We start from the raw sequence: 16120 nt of genomic DNA, 5'->3' as shown, positions 1-16120 counted from the left end.
GGCCGGCGGCCTGCTGCTGGGCCTGTGGCTGGTGCGCAAGGTGCCGGCCATCACCCTGTCGTCCGCCGCCGCGCCGCGGGAGCCGCAACATGACTGAAACCACGCCCAATCTGTTGCAGCAGCTGGGCCGCAGCAGCCGCGCCATGTACGGCGCCTTCGAAAGCCGGGTCGGCCACGCGCTGCCGCGCTGGCGCATCCTGAAATCGCTGGAGGAGCTGGAAGTGGCCAGCCAGAGGCAGCTGGCCTGCCATTTGCAGATGGACCCGGGCGCGTTGACCCGCCAGCTGAAGCTGCTGGAGGCCGACAAGCTGGTGCGGCGCGACACCGACCCGTCCGACAATCGCCAGATCCGGGTGACGCTGGACGAGGCCGGCCGCGCGCTGCTGCTGGCGGCCGCGCCGCAGCGGCAGGCCTTCTTCGCCCAGGCGCTGGACGGGATAGACGCGGAGCGGCTGGCGACGGCGCTGGAGGTGCTGCGGCAGCTGGAGGCGCGCTTTCGCGCGATGTCCGCCGCGGGCGCGGACTAGCCTGTGGAGCGGTCCTGCTCGTCGTCGGCGATCACCATCCGGTTGCGCCCCTGCTGCTTGGCGCGGTACAGCTGGCGGTCGGCCGCCTCCACCAGCTGGCGGCTGTCCGGGGTTTCGCGCGGCAGCACCGCGGCGCCGCCGATGCTGATGGTGACGATGGCGGAAATCGCCGAGCCGACATGGGGCAGCTGCAGGTCGCGCACCGCTTCCAGCACCGCCTCGCCGACGCAGGCCACCCCCTCCTCGGTGGTGTCCGGCAGCAGGCAGACGATCTCCTCGCCGCCGTAGCGCGCCACCAGGTCCTGCGGCCGCCGCACGCTGCTGCGGATGGCCTGCGCCACTTCGCGCAGGCAGTAGTCGCCGCTGACGTGGCCGTAGTGGTCGTTGTATAGCTTGAAGTAGTCGATGTCTATCATCAGCATGCCGAGCGAGGTGCCCAGCCGGCGCGCGCGCCGCCACTCGCCGTCCAGGCTTTCCTCGAAGCTGCGGCGGTTGGCGATGCCGGTCACCGGGTCCACCCGCGACAGTGCCAGCACTTCGGCGTGCGACTGTTCCAGCGCCAGCGTGCGGATGCGCACCTGTTGCTCCAGCTGTTCCTGCTGGCGCCCCAGCTCCAGCTTGATCCGGCGCTGCTCGCTCATCAGCGCGCCCACGCATAGCGACACCACGGTCAGGATGCCGACATAGGTCTGCACGATGATCAGCGTGCTGTAGGCGGAATAGCCCAAGTAGGGGCCGCCGCCGTGGCGGGTGCCCCACAGCGCCAGCGCCATGATCAGCAGCAGCGCCAGCACCACCTCGCGCGGGGTGAAGCGGAACGCCGCCCACGCCACCAGCGGCAGCACCAGCAGGTCCAGCGGATAGGTGGTGTCCATGGTCGGGTGCCACCAGACGAAGATGCTGGCGGTCAGCAGCGTCACCATGCCGAAATAGGCCAGCATCTCGTACCAGGTTTCGCGCTCCACCCGCGGCCAGCCATGCTGGTGCAGGATCAGGAAGGCGCTGCCGAACAGCAGCACGCCGCAGCCGGCGCTCAGCCAGCGCAGACAGCATTCCATCACCAGCAGCTTTTGCGGCAGCAGGCCGCACAGGTACAGGCTGGCGACGGCGATCAGCGCGCCCAGCAGCGTCATCGCCGCCACGATGACGAAATACAGCAGGCAATGGCTGAAGCTGTCCAGCGGGTTGCCGCGGCCGATATGGCGCCGCACCAGCCAGGCGCCCAGCAGCGTTTGCGCCAGCACGCCGGCGGCGATGCCGCTGGCCGGCTTCAGCCAGCCTATGCCCGCCACCAGCCCATGCCACTGCCAGCCTTCGGCCAGCAAGGCCCCCAGCAGCACCCCAGGCCAGACCCGCCAGCCCAGCAGCAGCACCGCCGCCAGCGCCAGGCCAGGCTGCGGCCACACCACGCTGTCCATCTCCAGCTCCAGCATCAGCCAGTGGTCGCCCAGCCAGGCGGACGCGAAATACAGCGCCGCCACCAGCGCGCAATTCAGCCAGTTGGGGAATGCAGGAATAGCGGAAAGGATGCCGCGCATGTAGTGCCCTCTGCGAACAGACCGCGGCCGCGGTCCAGCGGGCCAGCCGGGTGGCGTTGGATACCAGGACTGCGCCCTACTGTCATCGTAGTTGGCGAAGCCGGCCGACGCAGCCAGAAAAAAAGCCGAAGCATGGCTTCGGCCTGTTTTCGCGTCCACGCGGGCGGGCGGATTACATCTTCACGCCCAGCTCGCGCAAGCGTTCGTCCAGGTAGCTGCCGGCGCTGTGGCGGTCGGACAGCACCACTTCCGGGCGCGGGTGCAGGAACAGCGGCAGCGAGACGCGGCTCTTCTTCGCGCCCTCGCCGGTGGGGTTGACCACGCGGTGCTGGGTGGATGGGTAGAAGCCGGCGGAGGCTTCCTGCAGCATGTCGCCGATGTTGACCACCAGGGTGCCGAAGTCGCAGGGCACGTCGATCCAGTCGCCGTTCTTGTCCTGCACCTGCAGGCCCGGCTCGTTGGCGGCCGGCAGGATGGTCAGCAGGTTGATGTCGCCGTGGGCGGCGGCGCGCAGCGAGCCGGCCGGCTCCTCGCCGGTCAGCGGCGGGTAGCGCAGCACGCGCAGCAGCGTCTGCTGGCTGTCTGCGATCATATGCGACAGCGGTTCGCGGTAGTTGGCGGCGATGGCGGCCGGGGTGTACTGCTGCACCCAGGACAGCAGCTCCTGCGCCAGCTGGTTGGCGATGGCGTAGTAGCGGTCGGCGTCGGCCTTCAGCGCGGCCGGCACGCGGCCCCACGGGTAGATGTGGAAGTATTCCTTGATGTCCTTGAGCGTGGCGCCCTTGGCGGTTTCCGACACTTCCGGCGAGAACCAGCCGTCCTGCTTCTCCATCGAGAAGGCGTAGTCGAACTTCTCCTCGCTGTTGAAGAAGGCCAGCCATTCGGCGTAGATCTTCTCGACCAGGTCTTGCGGGATGGGGTGGTTGGTCAGCACGCCGAAGCCGGTTTCGTGCAGAGAACGGGTGAACTGTTCCGCGGCGTCCGGGGCGCGGTAATCGACAACTCTGACGTTCATGGGGCGGTTTTCCTGATGAACCCGGCGCCGCCATGCAATATCGGGGCGGTCGCCGGCCGCGCGCATTGTAACGGCTAAATTACAGGCGGCCAAGCCGACGGCATGCCGACTGTTGGAAAACCGCCCGGCGCCGGCGCGCTTGCGCGGCAATGGAAATTCAGCGTTTTCCGGCAGGGTTGCCATGGCGGATCGGCGCGCCGCGCCAGGCGGGCCGCGGCTGGGCATGGCGGCGAAACGCTGTATTTAAATTACAGCGCCGCCGCCGGACGGCGTCAGACCCGCTGGTCCATGTCCAGCGCCGGCGTGCCGGGACAAGCTTGCGCCACCACCCGCGCCGGCACGCCGGCCACGGTGGCGTGCGGCGGCACGTCTTCCAGCACCACGCTGCCGGCGCCGACCTTCGCGCATTCCCCGACCAGGATATTGCCCAGCACCGCCGCGCCGGCGCCCAGCATCACGCCGTCGCCTATCTTGGGATGGCGGTCGCCGCGCTCCTTGCCGGAGCCGCCCAGCGTCACGCCGTGCAGGATCGAGACGTTGTTGCCTATCACCGCGGTTTCGCCCACCACCAGGCCGGTGCCGTGGTCCAGCATCACGCCCTGGCCGACGCGGGCGGCGGGGTGGATGTCGGCGCCGGTCACTTCCGAGATGCGGTTTTGCAGGAACAGCGCCAGCGTGCGTCTGTCCTGCTGCCACAGCCAGTGGGTGATGCGCTGGCTCTGGATGGCGTGGAAGCCCTTGAAGTACAGCAGCGGCGTGGAATAGCTGTCGCAGGCCGGGTCGCGCTCATAACAGGCGCGAATGTCGGCGCGCATCGCGGCGCTGACGGCGGGATCGGCCTGGAACGCTTCGCGGAACAATTCCAGCAGCGCGCGCGGATCCATCACCGGGCTGGCGAGCTTGCTGGACAAATGGAAGGCCAGCACGTCTTCCAGCGTGGCGTGGCGCAGAACGGTCATGTGCAGGAAACTGGCCAGCAGCGGTTCGTCGTTGACCGCGGCCAGGGTTTCATCGCGGATGGCCGACCACAGCGGATCAACCAGAGAGGCACTCATCGGGGACTCCAGGGGGCAATAGCAACTAGTCGAAACATTGTAGCCTGCCGCGCGCCGGGCCGGGAGAACAACATCATCATCGGCAAGGCCGTCAGAATCGGCCGCCGCCGGCGACTAATCTGCAAATGCGGGGAGGAAACGCGATGACACGGTTTGCGGCGGTGTTGCTGGCGGGATGGGTCAGCCTGGGCGCGCTGGCCACGCCGCCCGATGTGCCGGGCTGGCGCGAATACCAGGACGGGCGGCTGGCGGCCGCCCGCATCGCCTTCTGGCAGGCGGCGGAAGGCGGCGACCGGGTGGCGGCCTTCAATCTGGCGATGATGGACTGGCGCGGCGAGGCCGGCAAGGTGGACAAGCCCCAGGCCTTGTACTGGCTGCGCCGGGCGGCCGACGGCCAGCTGGCGCAGGCGCAGTACGCGCTGGGCCTGCTGTACGAAAAGGGCGACGCGGTGGACAAGTCGCTGACCGAGGCGACGCGCTGGTTCGCGCTGGCGGCGCGCCAGGGCTATCTGGCCGCCCAGATCGACCTTGGCACCCAGTATTTTCTCGGCCGCGGCGCGCCGCAGGACGACAGGCTGGCCGCCTACTGGTACGAGGAGGCCGCCAAGCAGGGCGACGTGGGCGCGCAGTACCTGATCGCCAGCATGTACGAGCGCGGCGAGGGCGTGCAGCGGGACATCCCCGCCGCCATCCGCTGGTACGCCAAGGCGGCGGCGCAGGGCGACGTCGGCGCCCGCGCCAAGGCGCTGGACCTGGCCAAGACGCTGGCCCGCCACTGATCGCGGCGCGTCACAGCGCGTCCAGCGGCAGCTTCAGATAGCGCACGCCGTTGTCCTCGGGCGGCGGCAGGCGGCCGGCGCGGATATTGACCTGCACCGCCGGCAGCAGCAGCTGCGGCATCGCCAGCGTGGCGTCGCGCGCCTCGCGCATCGCCACGAAATCGGCCTCTTCCACGCCGTCGCGCGCATGCAGGTTGGCGCGGCGCTGTTCCGCCACCGTCGCGCACCAGGCCGGCGCGCGGCCGGCGGGCGGATAGTCGTGGCACATCAGCAGCCGGGTGTCGTCCGGCAGCGCCAGCAGGCGGCGGATGGAGCGGTACAGCGTGGCGGCGTCGCCGCCGGGAAAGTCGCAGCGGGCGGTGCCGACGTCCGGCATGAACAGCGTGTCGCCGACGAAGACCGCGTCGCCTACTTGGTAGGCGATGTCGGCCGGCGTGTGGCCCGGCACCCACAGCGCGGTGGCTTCCAGCGCGCCGATGCGGAAGGTTTCGCCGTCGCCGAACAGGTGGTCGAACTGCGAGCCGTCGCTGCGGAACGCCGGCTCCAGGTTAAATACCCGGCAGAAAGCGTCCTGCACCTGGGTGATGCGCTCGCCGATGGCGATGCGGCCGCCGGCCTGCTGTTGCAGATAGGGGGCGGCCGACAGGTGGTCGGCGTGGGCGTGGGTTTCCAGTATCCATTGCAGCGTCAGCCGCCGGGCGCGCAGGCATTCCAGCAGCCGGTCGGCGGAGCGGCGCGAGGTGCGGCCGGACTTGGGGTCGAAGTCCAGCACCGGGTCCACCGCCGCCGCATGGCCGCCGTCCCGGTCATAGACCACGTGGCTGACGGTGCCGGTGGCGGCGTCGTAAAAGCTTTCGATCTGCGCGGGCATGGTGTCCTCTGTCGGGGCGGTGCTTTACATCATTATATAAATTAATATAATGATCGGCAGTATATTCTCAGGCGCCTCTCCATGCAATCCCGGCTTGTCATTGTCATTATTTTTATCGGGGCGCGGCCATGCTGCTGATGCTGCTTCTGGGCGCGCTGGTCGGCGCGGTGCTGGGCCTGACCGGCGCCGGCGGCGGCATTCTGGCCGTTCCCGCGCTGATGGCCGCCCAAGGCTGGAGCTTGCCGCAGGCGGCGCCGGTGGCCTTGCTGGCGGTGGCCGCGGGCGCGGCGCTAGGCGCTTACGAAGGCTGGCGCCGGCAATTGGTGCGTTATCGCGCCGCTGCCTGGATGGCGGCCAGCGGCGTGCCGTTCGCGGCGGCGGGCGCGCGCGTCGCCCACCTGTTGCCGGCGCCGCTGCTGTCGACGCTGTTCGCGCTGGCGATGCTGATCGTGGCGGCGCGTTCCTGGCGCACGGCCGGCGGCGCGGCAACTCGCGATGGACGCGCCGCGCCTTGCCGGCTGGACCCGGAGACCGGCCGGCTGCGCTGGAGTCCGGCCGCGGCGGCGGCGCTCGCGGGCGTCGGCGCGGTCACCGGTTTTCTCACCGGCTTGTTGGGAGTGGGCGGCGGCTTCGTCATCGTGCCGGCCTTGCGCCGGCTCAGCGATTTGTCCATGCACGCCATCGTCGCCACTTCTTTGCTGGCGATAGCGCTGGTGGGCTGCGGCGGCGTGCTGGCGGCGCTGTGGCACGGAACGCGGGTGCCCGCGCTGCCCAGCGCCGTGTTCGTGCTGGCGGCGATAGGCGGCATGCTGCTGGGCCGGCGCCTGATCCGCCGCCTGTCGCCGCCGCAGGTGCTGCGCGGCTTCGCCGCGCTGACGGTGGCGGTGGCCGCCGTGGTGCTGTGGCGGGCCTGGGGCGGCTGAGGCGCGTCAGATATAGGCTTCCTCGCCATGCAGCGTGGCATCGAGGCCGGCCTGCTGGACGGCGGCGTCCACCTTGACCGGCGTGACCCGGTCTATCAGCCACAGCATGCCGTAGGTGAAGGCGAACGCCCACACGCCCGACAACAGCGCCGCGGCGGCCTGTTTCCACAGAAAGCCCGGGTTGCCCAGCAGCAGGCCGTCGGCGCCGGCGGCGTTCCAGGCCTTGCTGGCGAACACGCCCAGCAGAATGGTGCCGAGCAGGCCGCCGACGCCGTGCACGCCCCAGACATCCAGCGCGTCGTCCCATTGCAGGCGGTTCTTCAATTGCACGGCGAAGTAGCACACCGCGGCGGCGATCAGGCCGATGACGGCGGCGCTGCCCAGCGACACATAGCCGGCGGCCGGGGTGATGGTGGCCAGGCCGGCCACCGCGCCGGTCAGCAGGCCGACGAATTTGGGCTGTTTGGCGTGCGCCCACTCCAGCAGGAACCAGGCGGTGCCGGCGAAGGAGGCGGCGACGTCGGTGTTGAGGAAGGCGGAAGCGGTGACCGCGTCTACCTTCAATTCAGAGCCGGCGTTGAAGCCATACCAACCGAACCACAACAGGCCGGTGCCCAGCGCGATCAGCGGCACGTTGTGCGGCTTGTTTTCCACCAGCGAGCGGCGGCCGACATACAGGATGGACGCCAGCGCGGCGAAGCCGGCGGTGTTGTGCACCACGATGCCGCCGGCGAAGTCCAGCACGCCCCACTTGGCCAGCAGGCCGTCAGGACTCCACACCATGTGGACGAAGGGGAAATAGACCAGCACCAGCCAGCCGGTGAGGAACAGGAAGTAGGCTTTCACCGTCACCCGGTTGGCGAAGGCGCCGGTGATCAGCGCCGGCGTGATGATGGCGAACATCATCTGGTAGGCGATATGGACCACCAGCGGAATGCCGGCGTCGTTGCCGGCGTACATGCTTTGCAGCGTGACGCCGCGCAGGAAGGCGTAATGGGTCGGGTCGCCGACGATGCCGTGCCAGCTGGGGCCGAAGCACATCGAATAGCCGAAGGCGAACCACAGCACCGTGGTCCAGCCCAGCGACATGAAGCTCTGGGCCATGATGGTGAGCACGTTCTTGCGGCCGACCAGGCCGCCGTAGAAAAAGGCCAGGCCAGGGGTCATCAGCATCACCAGGCTGGCGCACAGCAGCATGAAGCCGGTGTTGCCGATGTTGAGCGGAATCGCGGGGGAATGCATGGTTTTATCCTCATCCAGAATTTATGTATTAGTAAATTATGTATGACGGATATTGCGCCCCATCCCCGGCCGGCTTTCTTGCACCAGATCAATCCATTAACAATCCATTTACAAATCGCAACACTTTCGCTGCGCATTTGGGCCGCAAAAAAAGCCGCCAGGATCATGGCGGCTTGCGCGGCGCGGCTGGCCGGCCTCAGTCGCCGAAGCCGAACGCCTCGCCGCTGCCGGCGCGGATGGCTTCGGCCAGCGTGGCGAAGAACTCGGAGCCGTCGCGGCTGGCGATCCAGGCCGCGCCCTGGCGGGAGAAGTGGTAGCCGCCGCTTTTCGCCGCGATCCACAACTCCTGGTTGACGGCGTGGCGGTTGACGATCACTTTTTCGCCGCTGTCGAACTCGATTTCCAGCACATTGCCCTGGCGCAGGGTATCGGCATCCAGGCCATGGTCGTCGATGGCCGCTTCGATCTGGTCGAAGATGGCGTCGCTCAGTTGCAGAAATTCGCTTTCGGTCATGATGGTTTCCTGTGTGGCCGGCCGGACGCAACACGGGCCGGCGCGGTTTTGCTAGTATGCTGATTTTGCCATATCGGATTGCTGTCAGTATGCGTACCCTGCTCGCTTGTGCAAGCCTGACCCTGGCCCTGGCGGCCTGCGGTTACAAAGGACCGCTGGTGTTGCCCAAGGCGCCGCCGGCCCACGCCGTCGCTCCGGCCCCGCAGGCGGCCGCGCCCGCCGCGGCTTCGGCCGCCCGCTAGCCGGAAGGCTTCTTTCCGCGCTAAGGATATTTCCAAGCAATCGCTTGTCTGAACTCGCGTTGGCCTAGAATGGCCGTCGTCACCCTGCGAATCGGAACCGCCATGCCACATTACGCGCGCCACCTGGAACATCACACCATCGTCAACCCGTTTCCGGGCATCGCCAAGCTGGAGGCGGCGCTGGGGCACAAGGTGGTCAGCCGGCTGGGCGCCAACGAGAGCATGAGCAAGCCGGAGTCGCCGCTGCTGGCGCAGTGGGGCGAGGCGCTGGCCGAACTGGCGCGGCTGTATCCCGACCCCTACGCGCTGGCGCTGCGCGAGCGCGCCGCGCAACGCCACGGGGTGGAGAGCAGCCAGGTGATCTTCGACTGCGGCGCCGACAGCCTGATCCTGCTGGCGCTGCGGCTGCGCTGCAACGCCGGCGACGCGGTGGTGTGCAGCGCCGGCACCTACCCGGCCTTCCGCTATTTCGCCGAGGGCGTGGGCGCGCGCATCCTGGAAGTGCCGTATCAGGCGCAGGGCATAGGCCTGCGGCCGGATCTCGCGCGCCTGTGCGAGGTGGTGCAGGCCGAACGCGCGGTGGCGCTGTACCTGGCCAATCCCGACAACCCCACCGGCCATTACTGGTCGGCCGCCGAGATCCAGGCGCTGCGCCAGCAGCTGCCGACGCAGACCATGCTGATCCTCGACGAGGCCTATGTCGATTTCTGCCAGGACCCGCAGGACGCGCCGCCGGCAGGGGTATTGCCCAACACCCTGCGGCTGCGCACCTTGTCCAAGGCTTACGGCCTGGCCGGGCTGCGGGTGGGCTTCGCGCTGGCGCCGGCCGACATCATCGCCAAGGCCGACCAGATCCGGCCGCAGTACGCGCTGTCGGGCCTGGCCCAGCACGCGGCGCAGCTGGTGCTGGACGACCCGGACTACGCGCGCCAACTGGTGCAGGCCACGGTGCAGCTGCGGGACAAGCTGGAGGCCGCGCTGCGCGCGCGCGACCTCGCCGTGCTGCCGTCGCACACCAATTTCGTCAGCGTGCTCTACCCCAACGCCTCCTGCAGCGAGGCGATCCAGCGCAAGCTGCTGGCCGAAGGGGTGGCGGTGCACCGGCCGCCGCATCCGGCGTTGCGCCATTTGCTGCGGGTCACCGCGCAGCCGCAGGCGCTGTCTAGCAAGGTGCTGGACGCGCTGGCCGGCCATTGAGCCAGACAGGTTGTCATAATTACATTGACAGCCAGCGAACCCAATGACATAAGCGAGGCGGAAATCCTCCCGTATCGCTTATTGATCCCATGAAAAAATCCTTCTATCCCCTGCTCGGCCTGCTGCTGTCGGCAGCGGGCGGCGCGCTGGCCGCGCCCATCACCAACTTCGACAGCGATCCGGTGATCGACCTGGCCGGCCAGCTGCGTGGCCAGCAGCACGCCGGCCGCGCCGTCGCGGCGCAGGCGCTGGACGCGGCCGCCAGCGCGGCCATCCTGCGCGAAGCCGGCGACCGCCGCCAGCTGCTGGATCCGATGAGCATCCCGAAGAACGACAGCCGCATGGTCGCCGCGCATCCGGAATTCAGCCGCCGCCAGGGCCAGTTGCTGACCGTGTCCACCCCGGCCGGCCAGCGCCTGCAGTTCAAGAGCTGGAAAATCGCCAAGGGCGACGGCGACAGCTCCACCTTCCTCTACCAGGGCCCGCTGGCCGGCAACGCGCTGCAGCGCGTCGACCTGCAGTTCGGCCATGACGCGCCGGGCAGCCTGCTGATCGACAACCGCAGCGGCAAGGTCTTTTTTACCTACAGCACCGAGAACATGGTGTCCGCGTCGCCCGACGGCAGCGCGCTGCTGCAGCTGCAGAATTCGCCCGACTGGCGCCTGCAGCTGGTGTCGCTGCCGAACACCGAGCAGGGCAGCCTGTTCTGCAGCCTGAGCGACGCTTCGGTGGAAACCGTCTTCAAATCCTGGCGCGGCAACAGCCTGGGCCTGCAGCTGGAGAAGGGCGGCCAGAAGCTGGCGCTGCGCTTCAGCCGCAACGGCGGCGACTGGCAGGTCGCCGCCAGCCAGCCCGCGCAGCTGGCCAAGCTGGGCCTGCGCTGCAGCCAGTCGCGCTAAGCCAGCCAACCCCAAAGCAAAACAAGCGCCCCTCATCGCAAGGGGCGCGTTTACCGTGATGAGCAGCAAAACATGAAAACCAATCGCAGTTACCTCCTGACCGCGCTGTGCCTGCTGGCGGCCAGCCAGCTGGCCTGCGCCGGCAAGGCTATCGCGGTGCGCGACGACGGCGAGACGCCGATCACGCTGCGCGGCGCCGTGATCGGGCCGATCTCCTCCGGCAGCAAGGCCGACGGCACCTTCTTCAAGGCCTACCACCTGAAGCTGGAGCGGGAAATGACCTTCGACGACGGCGGCGACTGCGGCGAGCAGGCCAAGCGCAGCCTGGCGCTGAATCAGGAAGGCATGGGCCGCTACAAGGGCAAGACCGTGTCGCTGAAGGCCAAGGTGTTCTGCCAGCTGAGCCGCACCGGCACCTACCACCTCAGCGACATCGTGGTGCAGTGAGGCGCGGCGGCGGCCGGTTTCCCGAACCTTGGCCGCCGCTCCGGGTCTACCATCGGGTCTTTCGCCCGATTGCAGACCCGCGCCGCATGCCCTGGATCCATCCCGAACTGATTCCCCTGATCGCCTTGCTGGCGCTTTACGCCGCCTCGCTGCTGTACGCGCTGCGGCTGGCCTGGCGCACCCGCGGCCTGCGCTGGCTGGCTTGCGCGTCGCTGTTGATCGCCGGCTTCCTGGCGATGCTGCTGGCGCGGCCGGCCACGCCCGACTCCGGCGAGATGCCGCCGGGCTTCGGCCTGGGCGCGCTGCTGGCATTGGCCGGCATCGGCGCCGCCGCCGGCGGGGCGGTCTGGCGCGCCTTGCGCCGCCATCGGCGCTGACGCAACAGTCAGCCCTTTTCCCTGCCCATGCCGTGGACATTCGCGGCGCGCGCGCCTACGATGGCGCAAATTCCGGCCATGCCAAAGGCATTGCCGGCCGCGGCCGCGCGCGTCGGCCGCCCATCGCATCCGAAGGAGCCGCAACCATGGATGACGCCCTGCGACGGCGGGCAGTATTGAAGGGCGGCTTGGCCGCCGCTGGCCTGCTGGCCCTGTCCGGCAGGCTGCGGGCGGCAGCCTGGCTGTATCAGGGCTTCGACAACGGCTGGCGCGAGCTGGTGCCGTATCCGCAGAAGATGCCGCTGCTGCGCATCACCACCCGGCCGGTGCATCTGGAGACGCCGTTTTCCCAGTTCGACCGCGGCCTGATCACGCCCAACGAGGCGGTGTTCGTCCGCTACCACCTGGCCGGCCACCCGCTGGACATCGACGCCGCCAGCCATACCCTGACGGTGAAAGGGCTGGTCCGGCAGCCGCTGACGCTGACGCTGCGCGATCTGCAAACCCGTTTCGAAACCGTCAGCCAAACCGTGGTGATGCAGTGCGCCGGCAATGGCCGCGGCCTGCTGCAGCCCCGGGTGCAGGGCGCGCAGCTGGGCAACGGCTCGATGGCCTGCGTCGAGATGACCGGGGTGAGGCTGGCCGATGTGCTGAAGGCGGCTGGCGTGAAGGACGGCGCGGTGCAGGTGGCGTTCCGCGGCACCGACCAGCCGGCGCTGGAGGAGACCCCCAGCTTCATCCGCTCGCTGTACCTGGAGGACGCGCTGCGGCCTGAGGTGATGATAGCCTGGGCGATGAACGGCCAGCCGCTGCCGGTGCTCAACGGCTATCCGCTGCGGCTGGTGGTGCCGGGTTTCTACGCCTCGTACTGGATGAAGCATCTGTCGCAGCTGGAGGTGCTCGACCACGTGTTCGACGGCTGGTTCGCCGCCACCGCCTACACCGTGCCGGACACGCCGGACTACGGCATCGCCCCCGGCGCCAAGCCGGAGCGGACGGTGCGGCTGACAAGAATGAAGGTGCGCAGCTTCATCACCCACCCGGCCGACGGCCAGACCGTGGCGGCGCCGGACGGCCGGCTGGCTTTGCGCGGCATCGCCTTCGACGGCGGCAGCGGCATCCGCCGGGTGGAAGTGTCCGCCGACGGCGGCCGCAGCTGGCTGCCGGCGCGGCTTGGCGAGGAGCGCGGCCGCTTCGCGTTCCGGCCATGGACGCTGACGCTGGATGGCGTCAAGCCGGGCGCGCTGCAGCTGCTGGCGCGCGCCACCGCCAACGACGGCCAGACGCAGCCGCTGGTCCAGCCGTGGAACCCCGGCGGCTACGCCCGCAACGTGGCGGAGCGGGTGGCGCTGGTCATCGGGGAGGCCGGCTGATGAAACCCGCCCTGCTCGTCGCGCTGCTTCTGCTGGCCGGCCCGGCCGGCGCCGTCTCCATCCAGTTGCCCAACGAAACCGCGATGCTGCCCGACAGCGGCCATCCCGGCTATCCGACCGCGCTGCAGCGCTGCCTGATCTGCCATTCGGCCGACTACATCGCGCTGCAGCCCGACTTCAGCCAGGCGCGCTGGCAGGCCATCGTCGACAAGATGCGCGCCGCCTTCAAGGCGCCGATCGCGCCGGAGGAGGTGGCGCCGATCGCCGCCTATCTCGCCGACGCGCAGCGCCGGCGCTTGCTGCAGCCGCGGCCGCCGGCCAAGCCCTGAGCGCGGCGGCGGGTTTGGCCTGGCCGCCGCCTGCCGTTATCATCGTGGGCTTCCGCCACTTTTCCACGGAGCCGCCATGCCCCTGCCGCCCCCCCTGACGCTGGCCGCCTTCGCGCTGCTGGCCCTGGGCCTTGTCGCCGCCAGCCTGCGCCACGCCGCGCCGGGCTGGATAGCCCTGGTCACCAGCGCGATGCTGGCGCTGGCCGCCGGCGTGCTGCAGCCGCTGGGCGTGGTGGCGACGGCCGCCGCCGCCGGCCTCACTTGCAGCCTGCGCCGCTATCCGCGGCCGGAGTGGTACCTGGTGTGGGTGGCCTTGCTGCTGGCGCTGGCGGTGCACGCGCTGCCCGGCTTCGACAACCCCTTGCTGTGGCAGGGCAAGGCCAGCGCCGCCAGCGCGCCGTACCGGCTGTTCTGGAGCTACGACAAGGGCCTGGCCGGCCTGTTGCTGCTGCTCAACCTGTGCAATGCCCCGCTGCCCGGCCGCACGCTGGGCTGGCCGGCGGCGGCGGTGGGCGGCCTCGCGCTGCTGTTCGTGCTGGGCATCGCCGCCGGCTTCGGCATCATCGGCCTGGCGCCGAAATGGCCGGCCTGGCTGCTGCCCTGGCTGTTCGCCAATTGCTTCCTGGTGTCGCTGGCGGAGGAGGCCTTCTTCCGCGCCGGCGTCCAGCGCTGGCTGGAAATCCGCACCGAGCCTTTCGCCGCGCTGATGGCGGCGTCCTTGCTGTTCGGCCTGGCGCACCTGGCCGGCGGCTGGGCCTGGGCGGGGCTGGCCACGCTGGCCGGCATCGGCTACGGCCTGATCTACGCCGCGCGCCGCCAGCTGTGGCTGGCGGTGCTGGCGCATGTGGCTTTCAACACCGTGCATCTGCTGCTGTTCACCTATCCGAAACCGGCGTGAACGGCGGCGATCCCGGGTGGTTATATTCGCTAACTGTCTTGATATGAAAATAAAAAACCATAACGGGTAGCCGGCGGCATCGGTTAAAATCGCGGTCTTCGTTCACCATCCGCGAGCAGCACCGCCATGATTGAAGTCGGCATCGTGATGGGTAGCAACAGCGACTGGGAAGTGATGCAGCACGCCGCGAGCATGCTGAAGCGCTTCGGCATCGCCTGCGAAACCCGCGTCGTCTCCGCCCACCGCACCCCGGACCTGCTGTTCCAGTACGCCGAAGAAGCCGCGCCGCGCGGCCTCGCGGCCATCATCGCCGGCGCCGGCGGCGCCGCCCACCTGCCGGGCATGCTGGCCGCCAAGACCCACGTGCCCGTGCTGGGCGTGCCGGTGCCGTCCAAATACCTGCGCGGCGAGGACTCGCTGCTGTCCATCGTGCAGATGCCCAAGGGCATTCCGGTGGCCACCTTCGCCATCGGCGAGGCCGGCGCCGCCAACGCCGCGCTGTTCGCGGTGGCGATGCTGGCCACCACCCGGCCGGAGCTGGCCGAGAAGCTGGTGGCTTTCCGCAAGGCGCAAGAAGAAACCGTGCTGGCGATGACGCTGCCGGAGGCCGAATAATGGCCGCCATCCTGCCGCCGGCGATGCTGGGCATCCTGGGCGGCGGCCAGCTGGGCCGCATGTTCGCCGTCGCAGCCAAGACCATGGGTTACCGCGTGACGGTGCTGGACCCGGACGAAAGCGCGCCGGCGGCGGCCTTCGCCGACCGCCACATCCAGGCGCCGTACAATGATCCGGCCGCGCTGGCCGAGCTGGCCGCCAGCTGCGCGGCGGTCACCACCGAATTCGAAAACGTCAACGCCGACGCGATGCGCGAGCTGGCCAAGCGCACCCGCGTGTCGCCGTCCGGCGACTGCGTCGCCATCGCCCAGGACCGCATCGCCGAGAAAAGCTGGATCCGCAAGGCCGGCCTCGCCACCGCGCCCTACCTGGCCATCGAGAGCGTCGAGGACATCCAGGTGGACCTGGCGCCCTATCTGCCGGGCATCCTGAAAACCGCGCGCCTGGGTTACGACGGCAAGGGCCAGGTCAGAGTGAACACCCAGGACGAGGCGCGCGCCGCCTACGCCAACCTGGGCGGCCAGGCCTGCGTGCTGGAAAAGATGCTGGACCTGCAATTGGAAGTGTCGGCCATCGTCACCCGGGTCAGCAGCGCGCAAAGCGCGGTGTTTCCGTTGGCGGAAAACATCCACAAGAACGGCATCCTCGACGAATCCATCGTGCCGGCGCGCGTCGCCCCGGCGCTGGCCAGGCAGGCGCAGGAGATGGCCCGGAAGCTGGCCGAGGCGCTCGACTACGTCGGCGTGCTGGCGGTGGAGTTCTTCGTGCTGGCCGACCACAGCCTGGTGGTCAACGAGATCGCGCCGCGGCCGCACAACTCCGGCCACTACACCCTCACCGCCTGCCTGACCGACCAGTTCCAGCAACAGGTGCGCGCGATGTGCGGCCTGCTGCCGGGCCGCACCGACCTGCTCAGCCCGGTGGTGATGGTGAACCTGCTGGGCGACGTCTGGAGGGAAGACGGCCGCGAGCCGCACTGGGACGTGCTGGCCGAAGCGCCCAACGCCCAGTTGCACCTGTACGGCAAGAAAACGGCGCGGCCGGGCCGCAAGATGGGCCACTTCAACGTGATGGCGGCCACGGCCGACGAGGCGCTGGAGCAGGCCAGGGCCTTGAAGGACACCCTGTAGCGAGCGAGATGGCGAGGCCGGCGGCTTCGCCATTTCTCATCGCGATGACGCTGAACGGACGCCATTTTCATTCCCGGCCCGCAGCCGGGGCGGTCATTTCCGCCGCGGCGGCCGGCGCGGTAGGCTTGGCCGTATGCCGGCCAGACCGG

Annotated in this window: 19 protein-coding genes; 13 read left to right on the top strand and 6 right to left on the bottom strand. The window is 69.2% G+C overall.

Annotated elements, in window-relative coordinates:
- The first annotated feature begins 89 nt into the window (after nucleotides 1-89).
- Nucleotides 90-527: a MarR family winged helix-turn-helix transcriptional regulator gene (locus tag MY55_RS04075; protein WP_065201997.1), complete on the top strand. Its 438-nt coding sequence runs from the start codon at nucleotides 90-92 to the stop codon at nucleotides 525-527.
- Here the strand turns inward: MY55_RS04075 and MY55_RS04070 are convergent.
- From MY55_RS04070 to cysE, 3 genes are all read right to left on the bottom strand, one after another.
- Nucleotides 524-2065 (bottom strand): GGDEF domain-containing protein, encoded by a 1542-nt coding sequence (locus tag MY55_RS04070; RefSeq protein WP_052257935.1) that lies wholly within the window; start codon nucleotides 2063-2065, stop codon nucleotides 524-526. The genes MY55_RS04075 and MY55_RS04070 overlap by 4 nt on opposite strands.
- Before the next feature lie 172 nt (nucleotides 2066-2237).
- Nucleotides 2238-3080, bottom strand: a complete 843-nt coding sequence (locus tag MY55_RS04065; RefSeq protein ID WP_043572894.1) for an isopenicillin N synthase family dioxygenase — start codon at nucleotides 3078-3080, stop codon at nucleotides 2238-2240.
- A 272-nt stretch (nucleotides 3081-3352) separates the two neighbouring features.
- Entirely contained in the window at nucleotides 3353-4135 is a 783-nt protein-coding gene (gene cysE / locus MY55_RS04060; RefSeq protein ID WP_043572891.1) for a serine O-acetyltransferase, read from the bottom strand.
- 143 nt (nucleotides 4136-4278) lie between these two features.
- Here cysE and MY55_RS04055 point away from each other — a divergent pair, with 143 nt between their 5' ends.
- Nucleotides 4279-4914 carry a tetratricopeptide repeat protein gene (locus MY55_RS04055; protein WP_065201996.1) on the top strand — a complete coding sequence of 212 codons (636 nt, stop codon included), beginning with the start codon at nucleotides 4279-4281 and terminating at the stop codon, nucleotides 4912-4914.
- A 10-nt stretch (nucleotides 4915-4924) separates the two neighbouring features.
- On the opposite strand, the gene MY55_RS04050 is transcribed toward MY55_RS04055, so the two are convergent.
- The gene (locus tag MY55_RS04050) at nucleotides 4925-5785 is read right to left on the bottom strand and encodes an MBL fold metallo-hydrolase (protein ID WP_047237066.1); all 861 of its coding nucleotides are present in this window, start codon (nucleotides 5783-5785) and stop codon (nucleotides 4925-4927) included.
- Between the two features lie 128 nt (nucleotides 5786-5913).
- On the opposite strand from MY55_RS04050, the gene MY55_RS04045 reads away from it, so the two are divergent.
- Nucleotides 5914-6708 (top strand): sulfite exporter TauE/SafE family protein, encoded by a 795-nt coding sequence (locus tag MY55_RS04045; protein ID WP_047237065.1) that lies wholly within the window; start codon nucleotides 5914-5916, stop codon nucleotides 6706-6708.
- A 6-nt stretch (nucleotides 6709-6714) separates the two neighbouring features.
- Here the strand turns inward: MY55_RS04045 and MY55_RS04040 are convergent, their stop codons facing one another.
- Both MY55_RS04040 and cyaY read right to left on the bottom strand, forming a co-directional pair.
- Entirely contained in the window at nucleotides 6715-7950 is a 1236-nt protein-coding gene (locus tag MY55_RS04040; protein ID WP_047237064.1) for an ammonium transporter, read from the bottom strand.
- Nucleotides 7951-8146: 196 nt separating this feature from the next.
- Nucleotides 8147-8464, bottom strand: coding sequence for an iron donor protein CyaY (gene cyaY / locus MY55_RS04035; protein WP_043572882.1), 318 nt, complete (start codon nucleotides 8462-8464; stop codon nucleotides 8147-8149).
- An 89-nt stretch (nucleotides 8465-8553) separates the two neighbouring features.
- Between cyaY and lptM the strand changes: the two genes are divergently transcribed.
- The 10 genes from lptM to MY55_RS03990 all read left to right on the top strand — a co-directional run bounded on the left by lptM (nucleotide 8554) and on the right by MY55_RS03990 (nucleotide 15971).
- Nucleotides 8554-8706: an LPS translocon maturation chaperone LptM gene (lptM, locus tag MY55_RS23025; protein ID WP_099049598.1), complete on the top strand. Its 153-nt coding sequence runs from the start codon at nucleotides 8554-8556 to the stop codon at nucleotides 8704-8706.
- 102 nt (nucleotides 8707-8808) lie between these two features.
- Entirely contained in the window at nucleotides 8809-9903 is a 1095-nt protein-coding gene (locus MY55_RS04030; protein ID WP_043573120.1) for a pyridoxal phosphate-dependent aminotransferase, read from the top strand.
- Between the two features lie 89 nt (nucleotides 9904-9992).
- Nucleotides 9993-10802, top strand: a complete 810-nt coding sequence (locus MY55_RS04025; protein ID WP_043572880.1) for a hypothetical protein — start codon at nucleotides 9993-9995, stop codon at nucleotides 10800-10802.
- A 72-nt stretch (nucleotides 10803-10874) separates the two neighbouring features.
- Nucleotides 10875-11249, top strand: coding sequence for a hypothetical protein (locus tag MY55_RS04020; RefSeq protein ID WP_043572878.1), 375 nt, complete (start codon nucleotides 10875-10877; stop codon nucleotides 11247-11249).
- Between the two features lie 86 nt (nucleotides 11250-11335).
- A complete protein-coding gene (locus MY55_RS04015) occupies nucleotides 11336-11626 on the top strand; it encodes a hypothetical protein (protein WP_052941202.1) in 291 nt (96 codons plus the stop codon).
- Nucleotides 11627-11772: 146 nt separating this feature from the next.
- Complete coding sequence (locus MY55_RS04010; RefSeq protein WP_065202002.1) at nucleotides 11773-12999, top strand: molybdopterin-dependent oxidoreductase; 1227 nt, start codon at nucleotides 11773-11775, stop codon at nucleotides 12997-12999.
- Nucleotides 12999-13328 (top strand): hypothetical protein, encoded by a 330-nt coding sequence (locus MY55_RS04005; RefSeq protein ID WP_065201995.1) that lies wholly within the window; start codon nucleotides 12999-13001, stop codon nucleotides 13326-13328. The genes MY55_RS04010 and MY55_RS04005 overlap by 1 nt, the downstream gene beginning before the upstream one ends.
- Nucleotides 13329-13404: 76 nt before the next feature.
- The gene (locus MY55_RS04000) at nucleotides 13405-14226 is read left to right on the top strand and encodes a CPBP family intramembrane glutamic endopeptidase (protein WP_043572874.1); all 822 of its coding nucleotides are present in this window, start codon (nucleotides 13405-13407) and stop codon (nucleotides 14224-14226) included.
- Between the two features lie 126 nt (nucleotides 14227-14352).
- A complete protein-coding gene (gene purE / locus MY55_RS03995; RefSeq protein ID WP_043572872.1) occupies nucleotides 14353-14841 on the top strand; it encodes a 5-(carboxyamino)imidazole ribonucleotide mutase in 489 nt (162 codons plus the stop codon).
- Nucleotides 14841-15971: a 5-(carboxyamino)imidazole ribonucleotide synthase gene (locus tag MY55_RS03990; RefSeq protein ID WP_047237062.1), complete on the top strand. Its 1131-nt coding sequence runs from the start codon at nucleotides 14841-14843 to the stop codon at nucleotides 15969-15971. The genes purE and MY55_RS03990 overlap by 1 nt, the downstream gene beginning before the upstream one ends.
- The last annotated feature ends 149 nt before the right edge of the window (nucleotides 15972-16120 follow it).

The sequence above is a fragment of the Chromobacterium subtsugae genome (assembly GCF_001676875.1).
GTDB lineage: Bacteria > Pseudomonadota > Gammaproteobacteria > Burkholderiales > Chromobacteriaceae > Chromobacterium > Chromobacterium subtsugae.
This window is presented reverse-complemented; position numbering and strand designations above follow the sequence as displayed.